The sequence below is a fragment of the Caldovatus aquaticus genome (genome assembly GCF_019458025.1).
GTDB lineage: Bacteria > Pseudomonadota > Alphaproteobacteria > Acetobacterales > Acetobacteraceae > Caldovatus > Caldovatus aquaticus.
The window spans coordinates 63,577-85,882 of sequence record NZ_JAHZUY010000001.1 but is presented as its reverse complement, the minus strand read 5'-3'; the positions used below and the strand labels follow the sequence as shown (position 1 = coordinate 85,882).

Genomic DNA, 22,306 nt, shown 5'->3' with positions numbered 1-22,306 from the left:
GCATGGCGGATCGGAGCGGCGATCCCCCGGAGCGGGTGCCCGGCACGGCCTTCGGCGAGGCGCCGCTGCCGGCCCGGCCGTTCGATCGCGGCATGGGGCTCGCGGTCGCGCGCCGCACCCTGTTCCGGCCCGAGGACGCGGAGGACTTCGGCCGCGTGGCCGATCGGGTGGCCGAGGGGAACATGGCGCTGCTCGGCCACCCGCCGACCGCGGCGGAACAGGCCGAGCGCGCGCGGCTGCGCAACGCGATCGCGACCGGCGCGCTGCTCACCTCGGGGCGGCATCTCCAGCACGGCGACGCGACGCAGCCCCGCCGCCCGATGGAGGTGTTCGTCAACTGCGCCACGGCGATCGCCAGCTTCACCTGCTTCTACCTGCTGCTGCACGGCGCCGGCGTCGGCCGCGCCTACGACGACGAGCTGGTGGCGCTCGACTGGGCCGAGGCGCCGGAGCTGCGGTTCCGGCTCTCGCCCGCGCATCCCGACTATCCGCGCGGGCCTGCGGAGCTGCGCCAGTTCGCGGCCGAGTTCGGCCTGCTTCCCGCCCCGGCGGCCCTCGATGCGGCGGCCGAGGAGCGCCTGTGGCGGGAGCTCGCCGCCCTCACCGGCGCCGACGCGGCGCCGCCGCCGCCGGATGCCGTGCTGCACGAGGTCGAGGACAGCCGGGAGGGATGGGCGAAGGCGGTCGAGCTGCTCGAGGCGATGACGTTCCGCCGCGAGCGGCATCGGACGCTGGTGCTCGACCTCTCCGCGATCCGTCCGCGCGGCGCGCCGATCCGCGGCATGCAGGGGCGGCCCGCGCCGGGGCCGCTGTCGCTGCTGCGCGGCCTGTGGAACCTGCGCCGCCACGTCATCGCGCCGGCGCGCGCGCGCGACCCGGCGGGCGAGGCGCTGCAGCCCTGGGAGCAGGCGCTGCTCGCCGACCACTACCTCTCGGTCGAGGTGCAGGGCGGCGGGGCGCGGCGCGCGGCGCGCATGGCGACCAAGAGCTGGCGCGATCCCGGCGCGCTGCGCTTCGTGCGCCTGAAGGCGCAGGGCGGCCTCTGGACCGCCAACCACTCCCTGATGGTGGACCGCGAGTTCTGGGAGCGGGTGCGGGACGGGCAGGCGCGGCGCGGGCTCGACGATCCCTGGACGCGGCACGCGCTGACGCTGTTCGAGGAGGCGACGCGCTGCGCCTGGATCAACGGCGAGCCGGGATTCCTCAACGCCGATCTCCTCGAGGACCATCGCACCGGCTTCGCCCGGGCGCGGCCCGTCCGCGAGGACGGCGGCGACGTCCGCAGCGCGCGCTACCGGGCCGACGCGGCGGTCGGCCTGCTCGCCGAGCTTTCGCGCCGCGCTTCCCGCGCGCGCTTCCCGGTCACGACCAATCCGTGCGGCGAGGTCGTGCTGCACGTCATGGGCGGCTACTGCGTGGTGGCCGACTTCGCGCCGCTGCTCGCCTGCCCGGTTCCGTTCGAGCAGGTGACGCCGGGCGCGCCCGATCCGGACACCGCGGCGCTGTGGGATGCGCGGGTGGAGGATGCGGTCCGGCTCGGCGTGCGGTTCCTGATCCGCGTCAACCGCATGGACGCGCTCTACGCGGAGGAGGTGCGGCGCACCAACCGCATCGGCATCGGCCCGACCGGCCTGCACGAATGGGCCTGGCTGCGCTTCGGCCTGGGCTTCCGCGACCTGCTCGACGAGACGGGACGGGGGGCGCCGTTCTGGGCGATGCTCGCGCGGCTCTCCGCGGCGGCGAAGCAGGAGGCGCTGGCCTATGCGGAATCGCTCGGCATGGCGCCGCCGGTCACCGTCACCACGGTCAAGCCGGCCGGCACCACCTCCAAGCTGTTCGGGCTGAGCGAGGGCGCGCACCTGCCGGCCAGGCGGCAGTACCTGCGCTGGGTGCAGTTCCGCGGCACGCGCGGGCCGGACGGCCGCTGGGCGCCGGGGTCCGATCCGCTGCTCGCCGAGTACGAGCAGCGCGGCTACCCGGTGCGGGCGCTGCGCGACGCGCCCGGCATGAGCATCGTCGGCTTTCCCACCCTGCCGATGGCGGTGCGCCTCGGCATGGGCGCGCGCCTCGTCACCGCGACCGAGGCCAGCGCCGAGGAGCAGTATCGCTGGATCGGGCTGCTCGAGCGCCACTGGATCGGGGAGGAGCGCGGCAACCAGGTGAGCTACACCATGAAGCTGCGCACCGACGGCGGCCTCGACCTCGCGGGCTTCCGGCGCATCCTGCTGCGCCACCAGCCGCACGTGCGCGCCTGCACCGTGCTGCCGGTGCGGCCCGAGGACGCGACCCTCGGCTACGAGTACCTGCCCGAGGAGGAGGTGGACGAGGAGCGCTTCGCCGCGCTGCTCGCCCGCATCCGCGACCCCGGCCTGCATGAGGCGGTGGACATGGCGCAGCTCCGCTGCGCCGAAGGCATCTGCCCGACCTGAGGGCGTACCGGCGGAGGACGCTCCGCAATGCGTGACGGCGCGAGGAGGCCGGGACTGATCCAGGTCAAGGCCGAAGGCGTGCCGCTGCGGCAGGAAGGGAGAGGCAGGCGCGCCCGGGCGCGGCTGGCGGCCGGGGCGGGGCGCGGCGCAGAAGGACGAGCGGGATGACCGGCGAGCACGACATCCTCGAGCAGGTGCGCAAGGCGCTGCGCAGCGATCCGCGGATCCGCCCGACGGCCGGGCCGATCCGTCTCTCCTTCGCGCCGGACGGCGCGCTGGCGATGGAGGGCGAGGTGGACCGCCTCGCCGGCAAGAAGCTCGCCCTGGAGGCGGCCGCCCGCGTTCCCGGCGTGACGGGCATCGTGGACCGGCTGCGCGTGCGGCCGGCGACGCCGATGGGCGACGGCGCGATCCGCGACGCGGTGCGCGACGCGCTGCTCGAGGAGATCGTGCTCGCCGACTGCACGCTGCGCGTGCGGACCAAGGACGGGATCGAGACGGTGCGCGAGCCTCCCGACCCGCATGGCGAGATCGTGATCTCGGTGGAGGACGGCGTGGTGACGCTCGACGGCGAGGTCGCCGGACTCGGCCAGAAGCGCATGGCCGGCGTGCTCGCGTGGTGGGTGCCGGGCAGCCGCGACGTGGTCAACGGGCTCGGCGTCAACCCGCCCGATGTGGACAGCGACGAGGCGATCACCGACGCCGTGCGGCAGGTGCTGGAGAAGGACCCGCTGCTCGCCGCCGAGAGCATCGCGGTCACGACGCACCGCGGCGTCGTCACGCTGGAGGGCTTCGTGCCCAGCGAGGACCAGCGGCACATGGCGGAGGACGACGCCTGGGCCGTGTTCGGCGTGGACGGGGTGGTCAACCGGCTCGAGGTGCGGCCGTGAGGGCGACGGCGGGGCACCGCTGACAACGCAAGGGAGACAGGATCATGGCGGCCACCGGGCTTGAAGTGTTCGACCGGACGGTGCAGACGACCAACATCTGGCTCGACGAGATCATGAAGACGATCGGGCCGGACCGGCACGCCGCGTGGCACGCGCTCGGCGCCGTGCTGCACGCGCTGCGCGACCGGCTGCCGCTCGAGCTCGCCGTGCACCTCGGCGCGCAGCTGCCGCTCTTGGTGCGCGGGCTCTACTACGACCAGTGGCACGTCGCCCGGCAGCCGGAGAAGCTGCGCTCGCTCGACGAGTTCCTGCAGCGGGTGGCGGAGGGCCTGCGCGGCACGCGGCCGATGGACGTGCGCGACGCCACGCTCGCGGTGCTGCGGACGCTCGCGCATCACGTGGACCCCGGCCAGGTGCACAAGGTGGCGGAGGCGCTGCCGGGCGAGATCCGCGAGTTCTGGCGGAAGGGAGAGCGGGCGGCGGCGCCCAGGGGCGGAGCGGGCGCCTGAGCGCGCGGGCGGCGCCCGGACGGCCGCGCCGGAGGGCCGGGGCGCCGGCGCGGCCGGCGGCGCCCCTCACTCCCAGTCCATCCCCGCGCTCCGGCGCGGCACCACCGCCGGCCGCCCGGTGCCGCGACGGTCGAGGCTCTCGACCGCGGCGACCGCGAGCGCCGCCACCTGGATCAGCCGCTGCCGCGCCTCGACCATCGAGCCCTCGCGCGCCTTCACCCGCGCCCAGCCCGCGTAGTCGCGGATCAGCGCGACGAACTCGTCAAGAGGCATGGTGTCGTCGTGGGCCGGACCGCCCCATTGCGCGTCCTGCCGTGTCCGCTCGGCGGCGATCTCGGACAGCACCGTCGCTCCGCTCACGGTGTCCTCCCCTCCTGCGCGCCCTCGCGCCGCGGCGCGTCGCCCGCGGCCGCCTCGGCCGTCCGCGCCAGGCGGGCCTCGGCCGCGGCGACGTGCCGCAGCGTCCGCACGAAGCTGTCCGGGTTGAGGGAGATCGAATCGATCCCCTGCTCGACCAGGAACTCGGCGAACTCCGGATGGTTGCTCGGCGCCTCGCCGCAGATGCCGACCTTGACGCCCGAGGCGTGGGCGCGCCGGATGACGTCGGCGATCATGCGCCTGACCGCCTCGTCGCGCTCGTCGAAGAGGTGGGCGAGCTCGGCCGAATCCCGGTCCACCCCGAGCACGAGCTGGGTGAGGTCGTTCGAGCCGATGGAGAAGCCGTCGAAGCGGGCGGCGAACTCCTCGGCGAGGATCACGTTCGAGGGGATCTCGCACATCACGTAGACCTCGAGCCCCGCCTGCCCGCGCACCAGGCCGTGCCGCGCCATCTCCGCCAGCACCCGGTCGGCCTCGGCCGGCGTGCGGCAGAAGGGGACCATAACGACGACGTTGGCGAGGCCGATCTCCTCGCGCACGCGGCGGATGGCGCGGCACTCGAGCGCGAAGCCGTCGCGGTAGCGCGCGCTGTAGTAGCGCGAGGCGCCGCGCAGCCCGAGCATCGGGTTCTCCTCCGCCGGCTCGAACGCCGCGCCGCCGATCAGATGCGCGTACTCGTTGCTCTTGAAGTCGGAGAGGCGGACGATCACCGGGTTCGGGTGGAACGGCGCGGCGAGCTTGGCGATCCCGCGCGCCAGATGCTCGACGAAGTACTCGGCCTTGTCGGGGTAGCCGCGCGTCAGCTCCTCGATCTGCCGCCGCGCCTCGGGGTCCGCGACCTCCGCGAAGCGCACCAGCGCCATCGGGTGGATGCGGACATGGTTGTTGATGATGAACTCCATGCGCGCAAGGCCGACGCCCGCCGCCGGCAGGCGCCACCAGCGCAGCGCCGCGGCGGGGTTGGCGAGGTTGAGCATGATCGCCGTGCGGGTCCTCGGCAGGTCGCGGAGATCGAGCTCCGTCACCGTGAACGCGAGCCGGCCGTCGTAGACCAGGCCCTGGTCGCCCTCGGCGCAGGAGAGGGTGATCGGCTGCCCGTCGCGCAGCAGCGCCGTCGCCTGGCGGGTGCCGACCACCGCCGGGACGCCGAGCTCGCGGCTGACGATCGCGGCGTGGCTGGTCGGGCCGCCATGGTCGGTGACGATCCCGGCGGCGCGCCGCATGACCGGCACCCAATCCGGGTCGGTCGCCTCGGTCACCAGGATGGCGCCGTCGCGGAAACGGCCGATCTCCTCCACGCTCCGCAGCACGCAGGCCTCGGCGGCGGCGATCCCCTCTCCCACCGCGGCGCCGCGCAGCAGCGGGCGGGCGCGGCGGTCGCTGAGGCGCCAGACGCGCAGCGTGCCGCTTGCCGCGCGCCGCGCCTGCACCGTCTCCGGCCTGGCCTGGAGGATGAACAGCTCGCCGGTTTCGCCGTCCTTGGCCCATTCGAGGTCCATCGGCCGGCCGTAGTGGCGCTCCACCGCGACCGCCCAGCGCGCGAGCTGCAGCGCCTCGGCGTCCTGCAGCACGAAGGAGAGCCGCTCGCGCTGCGTCGTCTCGACGAGCGCGGTCGGGGCGCTGCCGCCGGTCGCCGTGACCAGCTTGCGCTCCTTGGCGCCGCGCGTCTTCTCGATGATCGGCGTGCGCGCCGGCTCGTCGAGCAGCGGCTTGAAGACCAGGATCCGGTCCGGCTCGACCAGGCCCTGCACCACCGTCTCGCCGAGGCCCCAGGCGGCGGTGATCACGACGACGCCGGGAAAGCCGGTCTCGGTGTCGAGGGTGAAGATCACGCCCGCCCCGGCGAGGTCGGCGCGCACCATCGCCTGCACCCCGACGGAGAGCGCGACCTGCAGGTGGTCGAAGCCCTGCGCCTCGCGGTAGCTGATCGCGCGGTCGGTGAAGAGCGAGGCGAAGCAGCGCCGGCAGGCGTCGAGCAGCGCCGCCTCGCCGCGGACGTTGAGGAAGGTCTCCTGCTGGCCGGCGAAGCTCGCGGTCGGCAGGTCCTCGGCGGTGGCGCTGCTGCGCACCGCGACCGCCGGCGCCTCCACCCCCCGGCGCGCGCCGAGGTCGCGGTAGGCGGCGCGGATCGCGTCCGCGAGGTCGGGCGGAAAGCCGCTCTCGAGGAACAGGCGGCGGATCGCCTCGCCGGTTTCCTGCAGCGTGGCGCGGCCCTCCTGCAGCGCGGCGAGGCGGGCGCGGATCTCCGGCTCCAGCCCGTTCGCCGCGACGAAGGCGCGGTAGACGGCAGCGGTGGTGGCGAAGCCGGGCGGGACGCGCACGCCCTGTGCGGCGAGCGACCGCATCATCTCGCCGAGCGAGGCGTTCTTGCCGCCGACGCGCGGCACGTCGGCGATGCCCAGGGTCTCGAACCACGCCACGTAGCGGTCGTCCGGCGGCATCGGGTCCTCCCTCGGCGCCCGGCCGGGGCGGTGCCCGGCCGGCCTCGCGGCGCAGGAACGCCGCCCGCGGCCGCGGCGCCGCCCGCCGCGCGCTCCACGGGGCGACGCACTGCCAGCGCTAGAGGAGTGGTCGCGCTCCGTCCTTGATCCAGGTCAGGACATGCGGCGCCGGACGGGCGGGGAAGGAGACGCGCCGGGCCCGCCCCGGTCCGCCCGCGGCCGCGAGACGCCCGGCCGGACCGGGCCGGGCGGAAACGGCCTGCGGCGCCGGCGCCGGGCCCGTGCCCGGCCTACCAGCGGCGCGCCGGCCCGCAGTCGAGATGCACGAAGCCGTCGCGCCGGTAGAGCCCGACGCCGCCGACCTGCAGCTCGGCCGCGAGCCGCGCGAGGCCGAGCGAGTCGCGGCCCGGCAGGCGGACATCCGCGGCCATGCCGGACATGTGCAGGCTGACGCGGCTGACCCGGCGCGAGCGCAAGGCGCGGCTCGCGTTGGTCTCCGGCGCGCGGTAGCCGCTGATCACCTCGAACGCCTCGGTGCTCTCCATGCGCTGCGCGAGGAGGTGCAGCACGTCGAACAGCCGGGGGTCCATCGGTGTCGCCTCGTCGAGCGCCGGGTCGCGGAACACCCAGTCGAGCCGGCGCAGCGCCTCGCGGTCGTACTGGCCGTCGCGCCAGTAGACGCCGGCGAAGGAGTCGCCGGTCTGCACGCGGCGCACGCTGACGGCGCGGGCCGCGCCGGAGGCGGCGAGAGCGGCCGGCGCGCCTCCCGCCAGGAACGCCGCGGCGCAGGCGAGGCCGCCGATCGCGGCGCGGAGCGCCGCGCGCCGGCCGGCCACCTCTCCGCCACAGCAGGGGCAGGCGGGTTCAGGACGCCATCGCATCCCTAGCGCCCCGACGCCGGGATCGCCGTCGGTCCGCCGGAGCCGGCGGCAGCCACCTGCCGCCGGCTCGGGTGGGGCGCGTCCAGGGCGCGGGCATAGGCCTCGTCGAGGCCGTAGATGTCGGGTCTCACACGCACTCCGTCCCCCTCCTCTACGGTCACGGTGGTGTAATGCAGGAGCACCGGGATGCCGCGCGCGAGCTGCACGACGCTCGTGCTGCGCGCGGCGATCGCGCGCTCGGCCCGGGCGCGGTCCCAGCCCGGGGTACCCGAGAGCGCGGCCTCGAGCAACTCCATGGGACGCTCGAGCCGGATGCAGCCGGAGGAGAAGGCGCGGTCGGCGCGCCGGAACAGGTGCCGCTCCGGCGTGTCGTGCAGGAAGATGTCCTCGCTGTTCGGCATGATGAACTTGATCCGGCCGAGGGCGTTGGCGTCGCCCGCGTCCTGGCGGATCACGTAGGGGAAGCGCTCGGCGCTGACGGCGTGCCAGTTGACCGTGGTGGGGTCGATCTCGACCCGCTCGCCGTCGCGGTAGGCGAAGATGCGGAAGCCCTTCTCCATCACCGCCCGCGGGTCGCGGCGCAGGCGGGGGAGCAGGTCCTCGCGCGCGTTGCGCTGCGGCACGCCCCAGGGCGGGTTGAACATCACCGCGGTGAGCTGGGCGCGCAGCATCGGCGTGGGGCGCGTGCGGCGGCCGACGACGACCGCCATCTCGAGCGCGACGCGGCCGTCCTCCCCGATCAGGCGCAGGCGGTAGTCGGGGACGTTGACCTCGATGCGGCGTCCGGCCGGGGGCGGGGCCAGGCCGCGACGCATGTCGAGGGCAACGCGGAGCTGGCGGATGCGCGCCTCGATCGGCCGGTTGAGCGCCTCCAGGGTGAGGCGGCCGATGCGCCCGTCGGGCTCGAGCCCCTCGGCGGCCTGGAAGCGCTTCACCGCCGCGACCAGGGCGCCGTCGTAGTGCGGGTCGGCGGCGCGGGCGCCGGCAACCAGGGCCGGCTCCTCGAGGCCGAGCCGGGCGCGCAGGAGGGGAATGCGGCGCGGATCGGCGCTGCCCGGCTCGATCGTGTCGCCGGGGCCGGCGAGCGGCGGGATCACGGGATAGCCGCCGGCGGCGGCGCGGGCGCGCAGCCGGGCGAGCGCGCGCCTCAGCGCCGGAGCGTCGGGGTGCAGGGTCGCGGCCCGCTCGATCACCGCGGCGGGCTCGGCGGCGGTGGCCAGCTCGGCGAGCCAGGGGGCGAGGGGATGGGCGGCCGGGTCCCGCTGCAGGTCGGCGCGGCCGGGGAGCGGATCGCGCACCCGCCCGTGCAGCAGATCCTCGAGCGCCGCGGCGGCGGCGCGGAGAAGGGCGGCGTGGAAGCCCTCCGGGTCGGAAGCGGCGAGGGCCGCGGGCGGGATGTCGTAGTGGGCCGGGTCGAGGCCGTCCTCCTCCAGCCTCTGCAGCCGGTCCCGCAGGCGCAGCAGGGCCTCCCGGCCGGCGTGCGGCTCGGCGGTCGGAACGATCTGCGAGGCCGGCGGGGCGGAACCGGCGAGCGTCGGCGGCGGCGCGGCGACCGATCCGGCCAGCGCGACGGCAAGAAGCGGCAGGAGGCTCCGAAGCTTCACGGGAAAAGCAATAGTCGCGTCCGGCGCCGGGCGCAAATCGTTACGCAAGGAGGCAGCGGGAAATTCTTGCGCCGTTGCACGGACTCCGCGCATCGCCCGGGGCGGTGCCGCGCGGGCGGGCGTTGACGCGGCAGGGGGACGGGGGGACGCTCGACCGACGCAGCCCGCCCCGAGGAGACCGGTCCGCATGAGCCCGCCCGACGTCCCGGCCCCCGCACGCAACAGCGATCTCGACGCCGCCCTGGCGGAGGCGCGGGCGCGCTACGCGGCGGCGCGGCCGAGGAGCGCGGCGATCCACGCCCGGGCGCGCGCGGTGATGCCCGGGGGCAACACCCGCACCGTGCTGTTCTACACGCCCTTTCCCACCGCCATGGCGCGCGGCGAGGGCTGCCGCCTGTGGGACGTGGACGGGCACGAGTACCTCGACCTCTGCGGCGAGTACACGGCCGGGCTGTTCGGCCATTCCGACCCGCGCATCCTGGCGGCGGTGCGGGAGGCGCTGGAGCGGGGGATCAACCTCGCCGCGGTGGGGGAGAACGAGGGGCGGCTCGCGGCGCTGATCGTCGGGCGCTTCCCCTCCGTCGAGCTGGTGCGCTTCACCAATTCGGGGACCGAGGCGAACATCATGGCGCTCGCCGCGGCGCGGGCCTTCACCGGGCGGCAGACGGTGATGGTGATGCGCGGCGGCTACCACGGCGGGGTGCTGACCTTCCCCGTGGGCGGGTCGAGCGCGGTGTCGCTGCCGGTGCCGCTGCTCTTCGCCGACTACAACGACGCGGAGGGCGCGGCGGCGGCGATCCGCCAGGCAGGCGAGGAGCTGGCCGCGGTGCTGGTGGAGCCGATGCTCGGCTCCGGCGGCTGCATCCCGGCGCGGCCGGAGTTCCTGCCGGCACTGCGCGCGGCGACGCGCGAGACCGGGGCGCTGCTCGTCTTCGACGAGGTGATGACCAGCCGCCACGGGCCGGGCGGGCTGCAGCAGCGCACCGGCGTGATCCCGGACCTGACGACGCTCGGCAAGTACATCGCCGGCGGGATGAGCTTCGGCGCCTTCGGCGGGCGGGCGGAGGTGATGGCGGTGTTCGACGGCCACCGGCCGGGCGCGCTGCCCCATGCCGGCACCTTCAACAACAACGTCCTCTCCATGGCCGCGGGCTGCGTGGCGATGGGCGAGATCTTCGGCGCGGCGGAGGCGGAGGCGCTGTTCGCGCGCGGCGAGGCGCTGCGCGAGCGCCTGAACGCCGCCTGCGCGCGCGCCGGCACCGCGATGCACTTCACCGGGGCCGGCAGCATGATGGCGGTGCACTTCCGCCGCGGGCCGGTGACGCGGCCCTATGCCGAGACGCCGGCGGAGGCCGGGCTGCGCGAGCTGTTCTTCCTCGACATGCTGGAGGCGGGCATCTATCTCGCGCGGCGCGGCATGACGGCGCTCAGCCTGCCGGTGACGGAGGCCGATTGCGACCGCTACGTGGCGGCGGTGGAGGAGTTCGTCGCCGCGCGGCGGCCGCTGCTGCCGGACGCCTGAGGGCCGGCGCCCGCGCCCGAGCCGCTTCCGCCCGGCCGCGCGCGCCGCGGCGGCTCCGGCCATCGCCCGCAGGTGATTCCCGCTCCCCGGCCGGTGCCGGCCGCCCGCCATCGGCCCCCCGAGGCGTTTCCGCCCGGCTCTGCGCGCGGCAACGGCTCCGGCGCGTCGTCTGCCGGGCGGATCCGCGCTCCCGGCTGTTTCCCGCCGTCCGCGATCCGCTCTAGCGCCCGCCGCTGACCGGCAGGATCGCGCCGGTGATGTAGCGCGCGGCGTCGGAGAGCAGCCAGAGCACCGCCTCCGCCACCTCCTCCGGCGTGCCGGGACGGCCGAGCGGCACGCCGGGGGCAAGGCGCGCGACGCGGTCGGGCAGGCCGGCGCGGGCGTGCAGCTCGGTCTCGATCAGGCCGGGGCTGACGGCGTTGACGCGGATCCCCTCGGCGGCGACCTCGCGCGCGAGGCCGATGGTGATGGTATCGGTCGCGCCCTTGCTCGCCGCGTAGTGGATCCACTCGCCGGCGCCGCCGAGGGCCGCGGCGCGGGAGGAGACGTTGACGATCGCGCCGCCGCGCCCGCCGCGCCGCGTGGACATCCGCCGCACCGCCTCGCGCGTGCAGGCGACGAGGCCGAGGACGTTGAGGCGGAACACCGCCTCCCAGGTCGCGAGCGGCGTGTCGAGCAGCGTGCCGACCGTGCCCGCCGTGCCGGCGTTGTTCACCAGCGCGTCGAGCCGGCCGAAGCGGGCGTCGAGCGCGGCGAAGACGCGCGCGACCTCGGCCTCCTCCGCCATGTCGGCGCGCTCGAGCAGCACGGCGGCGCCGGCGGCGCGGCAGGCCTCGGCGGTCGCCTCGGCGCGCGCCGCCTCGCTGCGATAGGTGAGGCAGAGGTCGTAGCCGCGCGCGGCGGCGAGGCGCGCCACCGCCGCGCCGATGCCGCGCCCCCCGCCGGTGACGAACAGCACGCGCCTTGCCGCCATCGCTTCCTCCCGCCTCGCATCGCCGATGCCGGGCAGCCTAGCACGGGCGGAGCGGCGCGGAACCCGGCCGCGGGAGCGGCGCCACGTTGCGGTTGCGCCGCGCTGCGGCCGGGCGCGAGAATGCCGCCGGGGGACCGGCACACCGGAGGGAGCGACCATGCAGCTCGGCTATTTCGCGATGCCCTCGCACCCGCCCGAGCGCGGCCTGAAGGCGGGCCACGACTGGGACCTCCAGGTGCTGCGCTGGCTCGACGATCTCGGCTACGCCGAGGCCTGGATCGGCGAGCACCACACCGCGCCCTGGGAGCCGCACCCGGCGCCCGATCTCCTGGTCGCGCAGGCGCTCCAGGAGACGCAGCGCATCCGCCTCGGCCCGGGCGGCTTCCTGCTGCCCTACCACCACCCGGCGGAGCTCGCGAACCGGGTGGCGATGCTCGACCACCTCTCGGAGGGGCGGCTGAATTTCGGCGTCGCCGCCTCCGGCCTCCCCAGCGACTGGGCGATGTTCCACGTGGACGGCATGTCGGGCGTGAACCGCGAGATGACGCGCGAGGCGCTCGACATCATCCTCCGCCTCTGGACCGAGGAGGCGCCCTTCACGCACGACGGGAAGTTCTGGAAGGTGAGCGCGCCGGAGACGATGTTCGGCTTCCTCAAGCCGCACATCCGGCCGCTGCAGAAGCCGCATCCGCCGATCGGCGTCGCCGGGCTGTCGAAGAACTCCGACACGCTCAAGCTCGCCGGCGAGCGCGGTTTCCTGCCGATGAGCCTCAACCTCAACCCGGCCTATGTCGGCAGCCACTGGGAGTCGGTCGAGGCCGGGGCGCGGCGCGCCGGGCGCACGCCCGACCGGCGCGACTGGCGCCTGGTGCGCGAGGTGTTCGTCGCCGAGACCGACGCCGAGGCCTGGCGCCTCTCGGTCGGCGGCATGATGGGGCGGATGATGCGCGAGTACTTCCTCCCCCTGCTCGCCAATTTCGGCTTCCTCGAATACCTCAAGCACAGCCCGGAGGTGGCGGACTCCGAGGTGACGGTGGAGTACTGCGCGCGCCACAACTGGCTGGTGGGCTCGCCGGCGACGGCGGCGGAGAAGCTCGCGCGCATCCACGAGGAGGTGGGCGGCTTCGGCGTGCTGCTGGTGTTCGGCTTCGACTACGCCGAGAATCCGGAGGCGTGGCGGACCTCGCTCGGCCTGCTGGCCGAGGAGGTGCTGCCGAAGCTCACGTCCCTCGACACGCCCGCGCCGGCGCGCACCTGAGCGGCCGGGGGCGCGGCGGGCGGCGGCCCCGGGCGGCGACGGCTGCGGCTCGCTCCGGCGGGCGGGTTCGCGCGTCCGGCGGCCTCCCGCCCTCCGCGATCCGCGCGGGCGCGGGTTCGCCGGGCGGTGCGTGCGGCGCCGGCTCTCGCAGGTTGCCTGACGAGCGGATTGCCGCTCCCGGCCGTTTTCCGCCGTCCACGACCCGCTAGGCGGGCGGCGGGCGCACGCCGCCGTACATCGCCCATCCGGCGCTCACCCCCCAGCCGCAGTCCACGGTGAGGTCGATGCCGGTGATGGCGGAGGCGCGGTCGGAGCAGAGGAAGGCGATGGCCTCGGCGACCTCCTCCGGCGCGACCAGGCGGCCGAGCGCGGTGGTCTGCGCCGGGTCGGCGCCGTAGCGGCCGGGCTCGCTCCGCAGGCGCGCGCGCACGCGCTCGACCAGGGTGATCCCCGGCGAGACGGCGTTGACGCGCACCCCGGCGCGCCCCCATTCGCCGGCGAAGCTGCGCGTCATGCCGACGATCGCCGATTTCGACGGGCCGTAGATCGAGAGCGGCGTGGCGAGCGAGGCGGCGGTCGAGGCGAGGTTGACGATGCTGCCGGCGCGGCGGCGCGCCATGCCGGGCCCGAAGGCGCGGTTGGCGCACCACGTGCCCTTGACGTTGACGGCGAGGATGCGGTCGAGCTCCGCCGGATCCTCCTCCTCGACGCGGAGGTTGCGCTGGAAGGCGCCGGCGGAGACGACCAGCGCCGCGGCCGGGCCGAGCGCGGCCTCGACCCGGGCCGGCAGCGCCGCGACGGCGGCGCGGTCGGTGACGTCGAGCGCGAAGAAGGGAGCGGCGAGCGCGGCGGCGAGCGCCCCGCCCGCGGCGGCGTCGCAATCGGCGAGGGCGACGCGCCAGCCGCGCGCCGCCATCAGCCGCGCGGTCGCGGCGCCGATCCCGTTGGCGCCGCCGATCACCACCGCGACGCGGCCGCGGCCCTCGGTCGCGTCGGGGCCGGGGGAGACGGGCGTCATGGCCCGGCGGCCGCGGCGGCGCCGGCGCGCGCCACCTGCGCGTCCTGCGCGGACAGCACGCCCGAGACGCCGATCGCGCCGACGATCCGTCCGCCGATCTCGATCGGCACGCCGCCCTCGAGCGGGGTCAATCCCTCGACGGCGAGCAGGCGCAGCCCGGCGCCGCCGCCGGCGACGACGTCCTCGAGCGCCTTGGTCGGGCGGCGGAACTCCAGCGCCGTGCGCGCCTTGCCCTCGGCGATGCGGATCGAGCCGATCTGCGTGCTGTCGAGGCGGTGCAGCATGACGAGATGGCCGCCGCTGTCCACGATGGCGATCGCCACCGGCCAGTTGTTGCGCATGGCCTCGGCCTCCGCCGCGGCCATGGCGCGCCGCGCCGCCTCCAGGCCGATCGGGGCGCCGTATTGCGGCGGCCCGGCGGGCTGGGCAAGCGCGGGCGCCGCGGCGAGCGCGAGCGCGAGCGCGGTGGCCGATGCGAAGGCCCGGCGTGGCGTCATCCTCGTTCCCTCCCGCGGGCTGCCGCGTGCGGGCGGCCGCATCCGCAGCGGTGACGCTACGCCGGCCGGCCGCGGTCCGGAAGCGCGAAGGCGGCGCGGGGCGGACGGCCGGCGGGCCCGGCCGGAAGGCGCGGGCCGACCGGCGCCGCCGTCAGCCGAACCGCTCCGGCGCGAAGGGCGCGAGGTCGAGGTTCGGCCGCTCGCCCAGGAGCGCCGCGGCGAGCGCGGCGCCGGTCGGGGCCGAGCCGGTGAGGCCGAGATGGCCGTGGCCGAAGGCGCACCAGAGGCCGGGCCAGCGCCGCACCGGGCCGAGCACCGGCAGGCTGTCCGGCAGGCAGGGGCGATGGCCCATCCAGAAGCCGCGCACGCCCTCGGTGCGGGCGTGCGGGAACACGCGGCGCAGATCGTCGAGCAGGAGCGCGGCGCGGCGCTCGCTCGGCGGGCGGTCGAGGCCGCCGAACTCCACCGTGCCGGCGACGCGCAGCCCGCCCTCCATCGGCGTGAGGAACACCTTGCGGTCGGCCGGGACGACGGGGCGGGAGAGGCGCAGGCCGGGCTCGGGGACCATCACGTGGTAGCCGCGCTGCGTCTCGAGCGGCACGCGCACGCCGAGCGGACGCAGCAGGCGCGCCGAGAAGGCGCCGGCGGCGAGCACCACCGCGTCGGCCTCGATGCGGCCGCCCGCGAGCTCGACGCCGATGACGCGCCCACCGGCGGTGGCGATGGCGCGCGCGGCGCGGCGGTGGATCTCCCCGCCCATGCGCCGCACCCCCGCCGCGACGGCCTGCGCCTGCCGCAGCGGGTTCGTCGAATGGCCCTGGTCGGGGAGGAACAGGCCGAGCGTGTAGGTTGGCGAGACCTCGGGCTCCAGCGCGCGGATCGCGCCGTGGCCGCGCAGGACCTCGATGCGCAGGCCGTGGCGGCGGCGCAGCGCCCAGGCCGCGGCGTCCTTCGCGTAGTGCGCCTCGTCGCGGTAGAGGTAGAGCTGGCCGTCCGCGCGCAGCAGGTCGAGCGCGCCCTCGGCGGCGAGGATCTCGCGGTGGCGCTCCATGGCGCCGGACAGCAGGCCGGCGAGCGCCCGGGCGATGGCCTCGACGCGCGCCGGCCGGGCGGCGGCGACGAAGCGCAGCAGCCACGGCGCGGCGCGCGGCCAGTAGCCCGGCGGGACGTGCAGGGCGCCGGCGGGGTCGAGCAGCATCCCCGGCACCTGCCGCAGCACGCCCGGCATGGCGAGCGGCGCGACCGAGCCGGCGCTGATCGCGCCGGCGTTGCCGGAGGAGGCGCCGCTGCCGGGTTCCGCGCCGTCCAGCACCGTCACCCGGGCGCCGCGGCGCGCGAGGTGCCAGGCGACGCAGAGGCCGACGACGCCGGCGCCGATCACGGCGACGCGCGGCCGTTCCTCGTGCCGAGGCGCGGTGTCCATGCGGGCGCGATCCCCTTGCGCTTCCCTTCCGCGGCAGGATGGCGCGCCGCAGGCGGCGGCGGAAGCCCGCCCTCGGGCGGCGGCGTTGACGGCGGCGGCGGCGGCGCCACACTGTGCGGCGCGGAGGGAGCGACGATGCGGATCACGCCGAACAACGCCGGCCTGGGCGCGCGCGTGGAGGGGGTGGACCTGCGCCGGCCCCTGGACGATGCGACGTTCCGCACGCTGCTGCGCGCGCTCGGCACGCACGGCGTGCTGTGCTTCCCGGGCCAGGACCTAGCGCCGGCGCAGCTCGCCGCCTTCGGCCGCCGCTTCGGCGAGCTCGAGGTGAACGTCGCCGCCGGCGGGTTCCACGCGCCGGGGCATCCGGAGGTGATGATCCTCTCCAACATCCGGGACGAGAGCGGGAAGCCGATCGGGCTCGGCGACGCCGGCCAGGGCTGGCACACCGACATGAGCTACTCGAGGGAGATCGCGCTCGCCAACGTGCTGCACGCGAAGCGCGTGCCGGTCCGCGACGGCCGCCCGCTCGGCGACACGCAGTTCCGCAACATGCACGCGGCCTACGACGACCTGCCGGCGGAGGTGAAGGCGCGGCTGGAGGGCAAGGTCGCGATCCACGACTTCGCCAAGTTCTGGGACATGGCGCGGCAGCGCCCGGGCTCGATCCGCGGGCCGCTGACGCCGGAGCAGCGGGCGAAGAAGCCCCCGGTGCCGCAGCCGATCTTCCGCCTGCACCCGATCACCGGGCGGCGGGTGCTCTACTGCAACGTCGGCTACGCGGTGCGGATCGAGGGCCTCGACCCGGTGGAGAGCGCGGCGATGCTCGAATTCCTTTTCCGCCACCAGGCGCAGGAGAAGTACCTCTACTCGCACCGCTGGACGGAGGGCGACGTCCTGATGTGGGACAACATCGGCACGATCCACAACGCGGTGCCCGACTACGGGCCGGACGAGCCGCGGCTGATCCATCGCGTGCAGGTGATGGCGACCCTCGACTACGCGGCGCTCGCGGCATGAGGCTCGTCACCTTCCGCCGCCGCGGGGGCGGCGCGCCGTCGCTGGGCGGGATGGTCGGGACGGAGGCGGTGGCCGAGCTGCGGCCGGCGCTCGCCGCGGCGCTGCGGGCGGCGGGGGAGCCGGACCGCGCCGCCGCGATCCCGGCCGAGATGGCGGCGCTGGTCGCCGACGAGGCGGCGATGCTCGCCGCGGCGCGCGCGCTCGCCTTCGCGGCGCGGCCGGAGAACGCGGCGCTGCGCATCCCGCTCGCGGAGGTCGAGCTGCTGGCGCCGCTCCGCCCCGGCAAGATCCTCGGCGTCGGGCGCAACTACGCCGAGCACGCGAAGGAGGTGGGCGGTCCCGCGCAGGCGGCGCCGCGCATCTTCCTCAAGCCCCCCTCGGCGGTGGCCGGGCCGGGCGCCGTCGTGCGCATCCCGAAGGCGGTGACGAAGCCCGACTACGAGGCGGAGCTCGGCGTCGTCATCGGCCGCGCGGCGCGCGACGTGCCGGAGCATGCGGCGCTCGAGCACGTTGCCGGCTACGTGGTGCTGAACGACGTCAGCGCGCGCGAATTCCAGTTCGACGTCAGCCCGCCGCAGACCTCCTTCGCCAAGGGGCTGGACGGGTTCTGCCCGATCGGGCCCTGGCTCGCCACGCCGGACGAGGTGGGCGAGCCGTGGCGGCTCGCGGTGCGCTGCTGGCTGAACGGCGAGCTGGTGCAGGAGGGGAACACGGCGGACATGATCTTCCCCGTGCCCCGGCTGATCGCCTATCTCAGCCGCTACATGACGCTCGAGCCGGGCGACCTGATCGCCACCGGCACCCCGGCGGGCTCCGGCGCCTTCCGCGACCCGCCGCGCTGGCTGCGCGCGGGCGACCGCCTGCGCCTCGAGGTCGAGCGCGTCGGCGTGCTGGAGCACACGATCGGATAAGCGCGACCGGGCGGCCGGGCGTGCCGCCCGCGCGACTGGGGGAGGAGGGAACCGATGAAGGCGTGGATCGCGGCGCTCGGCGCGCTGCTGTTCTCGGCCGGCGTGGCGGCGGCGCAGCCGCGGGCGCCGGGCAGCGACTATCCGAACCGGCCGGTGCGCATCGTCGTCGCCTTCGCCGCCGGCGGCAACGCCGACATGAACGCGCGGCTGATCGGCCAGGCGCTGTCGGCGCAGACCGGGCAGCAGTTCGTGGTCGAGAACCGGCCCTCGGGCGGCGGCATCGTCGCGCTCGAGACCGTGGCGCGGGCGGCGCCCGACGGCTACACGCTGCTGGTCGGCGCGCTCGGGACGCACGGGCTGACGCCGGGGCTCTACCGCAACCTGCCGGTGCACCCGCTGACGCATTTCGACCACATCACCATCAACAGCCTCTCGCCGCTGGTCCTCGCCGTGCACCCGAGCGTGCCGGCCCGCGACTTCGCCGAGTTCCGCGCGCTGCTCGCCGCCAATCCGGGGCGCTACGACTTCGGTTCCGCGGGCAACGGCTCGACCGGGCACATCGCGGCGGTGATGATGCTGCACCTGATGGGGGTGCGGGCCAACCACATCCCCTATCGCGGCTCGGCGGCGGCGTTCTCCGACCTGGCCGCGGGACGCGTCGCGTTCCAGCTCGACACGATCTCCTTCCTCGAGAGCCACATCCGCGGCGGCACGGTGCGCGGCCTGTTCGTCTCGACGCCCGAACGCTCGCCGATGCTGCCCGACCTGCCGACCTCGGCGGAGGCCGGGCTGCCCGAGTTCGTCGCCAGCACCTGGACGCCGTGGTCGGCGCCGCTCGGTACGCCGCTGCCGATCCGGCAGTTCCTCTACGAGCAGATCCAGGCGGCGCTGCAGACGCCCGCGGTGCGCGAGCGGCTGCTGCAGCTCGGCAACGTGATCACCCTCGGCTACACGCCGGAGAAGACGCGGGAGTTCATCGCCGCCGAGATCGAGCGCTGGACGCCGATCATCCGCATCTCCGGCGCGACCATAGACTGAGCCGGGCGGGGCGCCGGCCGCCGCGGCCGGCGCCGCCGCCCCGCCGAACGGAGACCCTGCCATGCCCGATCCCGCCCTGCGCCGCGCCCTCGCCGAGCGGCGCTTCATCGTCGCCCCCGGCGTGTACGACATGATCTCCGCCAGGATCGCGGACGGCATGGGCTTCGCCTGCCTCTACGGCACCGGCTTCGGCGTCGTCGCCTCCCATCTCGGCCTGCCGGACGCGGGGCTCGCCACCTACACCGACATGCTCGGCCGCATGGGGCGCATCGCGCAGGGCTGCCGCACGCCGCTGATCGCCGACGCCGACACCGGCTACGGCGGGCTGCTCAACGTGCGCGAGACGGTGCGCGGCTACGAGGCGGCGGGCATCGCCGGCATCCAGATCGAGGACCAGGAGGTGCCGAAGAAGTGCGGCCACACGCCGGGCCGTCGCGTGATCCCGGCCGAGGAGATGGTGCTGAAGATCCGGGTCGCGGCCGAGGCGCGGCGGAGCCCCGACTTCCTGATCGTCGCCCGCACCGACGCGCGCACCTCGCTCGGCCTCGAGGAGGCGATCCGGCGCGGGCGCCTCTACGGGGAGGCGGGGGCCGACGTCGTCTTCATCGAGAGCCCGGAGAGCGAGGCGGAAATGGTCGAGATCGGCCGGCAGCTCGGCGCGCGCTGGCCGCTGCTCGCCAACTGCGTCGAGGGCGGGCGCACGCCGATCCTGCCCGCGAGGCGGCTCGCCGAGATCGGCTACGCGATCGCGATCTACCCCGCGCTCGGCTTCCTGGCGGCGGCGGCGGCGCTGGAGCGGGCCTATGCGCACCTCAAGGCGCACGGCGATTCCAGCGGGCTGCCGCCGGAGATGTCCTACGGCTTCGCCCGCATGTGCGAGCTGATGGGCTTTCCCGAGGTGTGGGCGTTCGAGCGGCGCTGGGCACAGCCCGGGCAGGCAGCGGAGTGACGGCGATGGAGGGCGTGCGCGCGCTGGTGTTCGACGTGTTCGGCACCGTGGTGGACTGGCGCGAGGGGATCGCGCGCGAGGCCGCGCCCTTCCTCGCGCGGCACGGGCGCGCGGACCTCGACCCGCGCGCCTTCGCCGACGCCTGGCGGGCGCGCTACCAGCCGGCGATGGAGGAATGCCGCAGCGGGCGGCGGCCCTTCACCCGCCTCGACGTCCTGCACCGCGAGAACCTGGAGGCGGTGCTGCGCGCGCACGGCCTCGACCCGGCGGGGATCGCCGAGGCGGAGCTCGACGCGCTGAACCGCGCCTGGCACCGCCTCGATCCCTGGCCGGACGTGGTGCCCGGGCTGACGCGCCTCAAGGCGCGTTACGTCATCGCCCCGCTCTCCAACGGCAACGTCGCGCTGCTGCTGAACATGGCCAAGCGCGCGGGGCTGCCCTGGGATGCGATCCTCGGCGCCGAGGTGGCGCAGGCCTACAAGCCGCAGCCGGAAGCCTACCTGCGCACCGCCGACATCCTCGGCCTCGCGCCCGGGCAGGTGGCGCTGGTCGCGGCGCACAACGGCGACCTCAAGGCGGCGCGCGCCTGCGGGCTGCGCACCGCCTTCGTCCCCCGCCCGCGCGAGCACGGGCCGGGGCAGACCAGCGACCTCGCGCCGGCGGAGGCGTGGGACGTGATCGCGCGCGACTTCGAGGACCTCGCCGCGCGGCTCGGCTGCTGAGGCGCGCCGCACCGCTCACTCGGCGCGGATGTTGCCCTCGCGGATCACCGGCCCCCACTTCGCCACGTCGCCCGCGATCAACGCCGCGAATTGCTGCGGCGTGCTCGCCACCACCTCGGCGGCCTGGCGCGTCTCCACCGCCGACTTCACCTCGGGCGCGGTGATGATGGCGTGGAAGACGCGATGGATCTGCTGCACCAGCGCCGGGTCCATGCCGGCCGGGCCGACGATGCCGTGCCAGGTCATCGCCTCGAAGCCGGGGAACATCGCCGCCACCGCCGGCACCTCCGGCAGCGCCGGCACCGGCCGCGGCGTGCCGAGCGCGATCGGGCGCACCTTGCCCTCGCGGATGAAGGGCAGCGCGGTGGAGACGGAGGGGAAGGTGAACTCGGTCTCGCCCGCGAGCAGGCTGCGGATCACGTCGGCGCCGCTGCGGTAGTGCACGGCGCTGAGCTTCACCCCGGCGAGCCGGGCGAGCAGCTCGGGCGCGAGATGCGTCACGTGCCCCACCCCGGGCGAGGCGTAGGGCAGGCCGTCCGGACGGGCGCGCGCGCGCTCGAGCAGGTCGGCGAGCGTGCGCACCGGGGAATCGGCGCGCACGATGATGACGATCGGCAGGTTGACGAGATGGATGATCGGGGTGAAGGCGGTGGGAGGGTCGTAGATCAGGCCCGGCTGCAGCAGCTTGCCGATCGCGTTCGCCCCGACGTCGGCCATCATCAGCGTGGCGCCGTCCGGCCGCGCCTGGGCGACGAAGGCGCCGGCGATGGTGCCGCCGGCGCCGCCGCGGTTCTCCACCACCAGGTTCTGGCCGCCGGCATGCGCCGGGAAGGCGTTGGCGACGATGCGCGAGAGGGTGTCCACCGCCCCGCCGGGTCCGAAGGGCACGATCAGCCTGACCGGCCGGTCCGGCCAGGACCCCTGGGCGCGCGCGCCGCGCGGGCCGAGGGCGAGGGCGGCGCCGGCGCCGGCGAGGAGGGCGCGGCGCGAGGGATGCGTCGGCATGGCGTTCCGTCTCCCGCAAGCCTGTCGGCCCGCTCATGGCACTGGCCGGCGGGATGCGCAACCGCCCCGGCCGTGCGAGGCTGGGGGCGGAAGGGGATTCGGGAGCGTTGCCATGACCTGGTCCATCGTCGCGCACGACCCGGCGAGCGGCGCCTTCGCCGTTGCCGTCACCACCTGCAACCTCGCGGTCGGGGCGAGCTGTCCCTTCGTGCGCGCCGGGGTCGGCGCCGGCTCGACCCAGTCCTTCACCAACCGCTATCTGGGACCCGCGATCCTCGACGCGCTCGCGCGCGGCCTGCCGCCGGCGGCGGCGATCGAGGGGGCGCTCGCCGGCGACGCCGGGCGCGGCATCCGCCAGGTGCACTGCGTGGACCGCCACGGCCGCGCCGCGGCCTTCACCGGCGCGAACTGCGTCCCCTGGTGCGGCGAGCGGACGGGCGAGGGGTTCAGCGTCGCCGGCAACATGCTGGCGGGCCCGGCGGTGCTGGAGGCGACCTTCGCCACCTTCGCCGCGCGCACCGACCTGCCGCTGCCCGAGCGGCTGCTCGCCGCGCTCGACGCCGGCCAGGAGGCGGGCGGGGACCGGCGCGGCAGGCAGTCGGCGGCGATGGTGATGACGACCACCGAGGACTTCCCCGACCTCGACCTCCGGGTGGACGACCACCCGGAGCCGCTCGCGGAGCTGCGCCGCCTGCTCGGGCTGTGGCGGCAGGTGCGCGAACCGGGGCTCGCGCGCGCGCCGTGCAAGGCGAACCCGTCGGGCGAGACCGACCTCGACAAGATCGAGGCGGAGTGGATCGCGCGCGGACTCGACCTGCGCTTCCGGCGGTGACGCCGC

20 protein-coding genes are annotated in these 22,306 nt (G+C 75.8%); 11 read left to right on the top strand and 9 right to left on the bottom strand.

Annotation, left to right across the window (positions count from 1 at the left end; genetic code table 11):
- The first annotated feature begins 2 nt into the window (after positions 1 to 2).
- The 3 genes from K1J50_RS00370 to K1J50_RS00360 all read left to right on the top strand — a co-directional run bounded on the left by K1J50_RS00370 (position 3) and on the right by K1J50_RS00360 (position 3,828).
- Positions 3 to 2,429 (top strand): recombinase, encoded by a 2,427-nt coding sequence (locus K1J50_RS00370; RefSeq protein WP_220115449.1) that lies wholly within the window; start codon positions 3 to 5, stop codon positions 2,427 to 2,429.
- 164 nt (positions 2,430 to 2,593) lie between these two features.
- A complete protein-coding gene (locus K1J50_RS00365) occupies positions 2,594 to 3,319 on the top strand; it encodes a BON domain-containing protein (RefSeq protein WP_220115448.1) in 726 nt (241 codons plus the stop codon).
- A gap of 44 nt (positions 3,320 to 3,363) precedes the next feature.
- Complete coding sequence (locus K1J50_RS00360) at positions 3,364 to 3,828, top strand: DUF2267 domain-containing protein (protein WP_220115447.1); 465 nt, start codon at positions 3,364 to 3,366, stop codon at positions 3,826 to 3,828.
- A gap of 66 nt (positions 3,829 to 3,894) precedes the next feature.
- Here the strand turns inward: K1J50_RS00360 and K1J50_RS00355 are convergent, their stop codons facing one another.
- The 4 genes from K1J50_RS00355 to K1J50_RS00340 all read right to left on the bottom strand — a co-directional run bounded on the left by K1J50_RS00355 (position 3,895) and on the right by K1J50_RS00340 (position 9,132).
- The gene (locus tag K1J50_RS00355) at positions 3,895 to 4,188 is read right to left on the bottom strand and encodes a hypothetical protein (RefSeq protein ID WP_220115446.1); all 294 of its coding nucleotides are present in this window, start codon (positions 4,186 to 4,188) and stop codon (positions 3,895 to 3,897) included.
- Entirely contained in the window at positions 4,185 to 6,647 is a 2,463-nt protein-coding gene (gene ppsA / locus K1J50_RS00350; RefSeq protein WP_220115445.1) for a phosphoenolpyruvate synthase, read from the bottom strand. The genes K1J50_RS00355 and ppsA overlap by 4 nt, the downstream gene beginning before the upstream one ends.
- A 290-nt stretch (positions 6,648 to 6,937) precedes the next feature.
- The gene (locus tag K1J50_RS00345; RefSeq protein WP_369413493.1) at positions 6,938 to 7,483 is read right to left on the bottom strand and encodes a DUF882 domain-containing protein; all 546 of its coding nucleotides are present in this window, start codon (positions 7,481 to 7,483) and stop codon (positions 6,938 to 6,940) included.
- Positions 7,484 to 7,530: 47 nt separating this feature from the next.
- A complete protein-coding gene (locus tag K1J50_RS00340) occupies positions 7,531 to 9,132 on the bottom strand; it encodes a L,D-transpeptidase family protein (RefSeq protein ID WP_220115443.1) in 1,602 nt (533 codons plus the stop codon).
- A 187-nt stretch (positions 9,133 to 9,319) separates the two neighbouring features.
- Here K1J50_RS00340 and K1J50_RS00335 point away from each other — a divergent pair, with 187 nt between their 5' ends.
- Positions 9,320 to 10,654, top strand: a complete 1,335-nt coding sequence (locus tag K1J50_RS00335; RefSeq protein WP_220115442.1) for an aspartate aminotransferase family protein — start codon at positions 9,320 to 9,322, stop codon at positions 10,652 to 10,654.
- 220 nt (positions 10,655 to 10,874) lie between these two features.
- Here K1J50_RS00335 and K1J50_RS00330 read toward each other — a convergent pair whose 3' ends face one another.
- Positions 10,875 to 11,627 (bottom strand): SDR family oxidoreductase, encoded by a 753-nt coding sequence (locus tag K1J50_RS00330; protein ID WP_220115441.1) that lies wholly within the window; start codon positions 11,625 to 11,627, stop codon positions 10,875 to 10,877.
- A 157-nt stretch (positions 11,628 to 11,784) separates the two neighbouring features.
- Between K1J50_RS00330 and K1J50_RS00325 the strand changes: the two genes are divergently transcribed.
- The gene (locus K1J50_RS00325) at positions 11,785 to 12,885 is read left to right on the top strand and encodes an LLM class flavin-dependent oxidoreductase (RefSeq protein WP_220115440.1); all 1,101 of its coding nucleotides are present in this window, start codon (positions 11,785 to 11,787) and stop codon (positions 12,883 to 12,885) included.
- Between the two features lie 205 nt (positions 12,886 to 13,090).
- On the opposite strand, the gene K1J50_RS00320 is transcribed toward K1J50_RS00325, so the two are convergent.
- From K1J50_RS00320 to K1J50_RS00310, 3 genes are all read right to left on the bottom strand, one after another.
- On the bottom strand, positions 13,091 to 13,903 hold the full coding sequence (locus tag K1J50_RS00320; protein WP_220115439.1) for an SDR family NAD(P)-dependent oxidoreductase: 813 nt from the start codon (positions 13,901 to 13,903) through the stop codon (positions 13,091 to 13,093).
- Positions 13,900 to 14,400 (bottom strand): GlcG/HbpS family heme-binding protein, encoded by a 501-nt coding sequence (locus K1J50_RS00315; protein ID WP_220115438.1) that lies wholly within the window; start codon positions 14,398 to 14,400, stop codon positions 13,900 to 13,902. The genes K1J50_RS00320 and K1J50_RS00315 overlap by 4 nt, the downstream gene beginning before the upstream one ends.
- 151 nt (positions 14,401 to 14,551) lie before the next feature.
- Positions 14,552 to 15,823, bottom strand: a complete 1,272-nt coding sequence (locus K1J50_RS00310; RefSeq protein WP_220115437.1) for an NAD(P)/FAD-dependent oxidoreductase — start codon at positions 15,821 to 15,823, stop codon at positions 14,552 to 14,554.
- Positions 15,824 to 15,958: 135 nt separating this feature from the next.
- On the opposite strand from K1J50_RS00310, the gene K1J50_RS00305 reads away from it, so the two are divergent.
- The 5 genes from K1J50_RS00305 to K1J50_RS00285 all read left to right on the top strand — a co-directional run bounded on the left by K1J50_RS00305 (position 15,959) and on the right by K1J50_RS00285 (position 20,463).
- Complete coding sequence (locus K1J50_RS00305) at positions 15,959 to 16,843, top strand: TauD/TfdA dioxygenase family protein (RefSeq protein WP_220115436.1); 885 nt, start codon at positions 15,959 to 15,961, stop codon at positions 16,841 to 16,843.
- Positions 16,840 to 17,754: a fumarylacetoacetate hydrolase family protein gene (locus K1J50_RS00300; RefSeq protein ID WP_220115435.1), complete on the top strand. Its 915-nt coding sequence runs from the start codon at positions 16,840 to 16,842 to the stop codon at positions 17,752 to 17,754. Before K1J50_RS00305 ends, K1J50_RS00300 begins: the two co-directional genes overlap by 4 nt.
- A 54-nt stretch (positions 17,755 to 17,808) precedes the next feature.
- Positions 17,809 to 18,792 (top strand): Bug family tripartite tricarboxylate transporter substrate binding protein, encoded by a 984-nt coding sequence (locus K1J50_RS00295; RefSeq protein WP_220115434.1) that lies wholly within the window; start codon positions 17,809 to 17,811, stop codon positions 18,790 to 18,792.
- 61 nt (positions 18,793 to 18,853) lie between these two features.
- A complete protein-coding gene (locus K1J50_RS00290) occupies positions 18,854 to 19,741 on the top strand; it encodes an isocitrate lyase/PEP mutase family protein (RefSeq protein WP_220115433.1) in 888 nt (295 codons plus the stop codon).
- A gap of 5 nt (positions 19,742 to 19,746) precedes the next feature.
- Positions 19,747 to 20,463 carry a haloacid dehalogenase type II gene (locus K1J50_RS00285; RefSeq protein WP_220115432.1) on the top strand — a complete coding sequence of 239 codons (717 nt, stop codon included), beginning with the start codon at positions 19,747 to 19,749 and terminating at the stop codon, positions 20,461 to 20,463.
- Positions 20,464 to 20,478: 15 nt separating this feature from the next.
- On the opposite strand, the gene K1J50_RS00280 is transcribed toward K1J50_RS00285, so the two are convergent.
- Entirely contained in the window at positions 20,479 to 21,468 is a 990-nt protein-coding gene (locus tag K1J50_RS00280) for a Bug family tripartite tricarboxylate transporter substrate binding protein (RefSeq protein ID WP_220115431.1), read from the bottom strand.
- A 112-nt stretch (positions 21,469 to 21,580) separates the two neighbouring features.
- Here K1J50_RS00280 and K1J50_RS00275 point away from each other — a divergent pair, with 112 nt between their 5' ends.
- Positions 21,581 to 22,300, top strand: a complete 720-nt coding sequence (locus K1J50_RS00275; protein ID WP_220115430.1) for a DUF1028 domain-containing protein — start codon at positions 21,581 to 21,583, stop codon at positions 22,298 to 22,300.
- The last annotated feature ends 6 nt before the right edge of the window (positions 22,301 to 22,306 follow it).

Excerpts from the sequence above, each read along its gene's own strand:
- K1J50_RS00370 (WP_220115449.1), top strand. The coding sequence starts at position 3 with ATGGCGGATCGGAGCGGCGATCCCCCGGAGCGGGTGCCCGGCACGGCC.
- K1J50_RS00365 (WP_220115448.1), top strand. The coding sequence starts at position 2,594 with ATGACCGGCGAGCACGACATCCTCGAGCAGGTGCGCAAGGCGCTGCGC.
- K1J50_RS00360 (WP_220115447.1), top strand. The coding sequence starts at position 3,364 with ATGGCGGCCACCGGGCTTGAAGTGTTCGACCGGACGGTGCAGACGACC.
- ppsA (WP_220115445.1), bottom strand. The coding sequence starts at position 6,647 with ATGCCGCCGGACGACCGCTACGTGGCGTGGTTCGAGACCCTGGGCATC.
- K1J50_RS00335 (WP_220115442.1), top strand. The coding sequence starts at position 9,320 with ATGAGCCCGCCCGACGTCCCGGCCCCCGCACGCAACAGCGATCTCGAC.
- K1J50_RS00330 (WP_220115441.1), bottom strand. The coding sequence starts at position 11,627 with ATGGCGGCAAGGCGCGTGCTGTTCGTCACCGGCGGGGGGCGCGGCATC.
- K1J50_RS00325 (WP_220115440.1), top strand. The coding sequence starts at position 11,785 with ATGCAGCTCGGCTATTTCGCGATGCCCTCGCACCCGCCCGAGCGCGGC.
- K1J50_RS00320 (WP_220115439.1), bottom strand. The coding sequence starts at position 13,903 with ATGACGCCCGTCTCCCCCGGCCCCGACGCGACCGAGGGCCGCGGCCGC.
- K1J50_RS00315 (WP_220115438.1), bottom strand. The coding sequence starts at position 14,400 with ATGACGCCACGCCGGGCCTTCGCATCGGCCACCGCGCTCGCGCTCGCG.
- K1J50_RS00310 (WP_220115437.1), bottom strand. The coding sequence starts at position 15,823 with ATGGACACCGCGCCTCGGCACGAGGAACGGCCGCGCGTCGCCGTGATC.
- K1J50_RS00305 (WP_220115436.1), top strand. The coding sequence starts at position 15,959 with ATGCGGATCACGCCGAACAACGCCGGCCTGGGCGCGCGCGTGGAGGGG.
- K1J50_RS00300 (WP_220115435.1), top strand. The coding sequence starts at position 16,840 with ATGAGGCTCGTCACCTTCCGCCGCCGCGGGGGCGGCGCGCCGTCGCTG.
- K1J50_RS00295 (WP_220115434.1), top strand. The coding sequence starts at position 17,809 with ATGAAGGCGTGGATCGCGGCGCTCGGCGCGCTGCTGTTCTCGGCCGGC.
- K1J50_RS00290 (WP_220115433.1), top strand. The coding sequence starts at position 18,854 with ATGCCCGATCCCGCCCTGCGCCGCGCCCTCGCCGAGCGGCGCTTCATC.
- K1J50_RS00285 (WP_220115432.1), top strand. The coding sequence starts at position 19,747 with ATGGAGGGCGTGCGCGCGCTGGTGTTCGACGTGTTCGGCACCGTGGTG.
- K1J50_RS00280 (WP_220115431.1), bottom strand. The coding sequence starts at position 21,468 with ATGCCGACGCATCCCTCGCGCCGCGCCCTCCTCGCCGGCGCCGGCGCC.
- K1J50_RS00275 (WP_220115430.1), top strand. The coding sequence starts at position 21,581 with ATGACCTGGTCCATCGTCGCGCACGACCCGGCGAGCGGCGCCTTCGCC.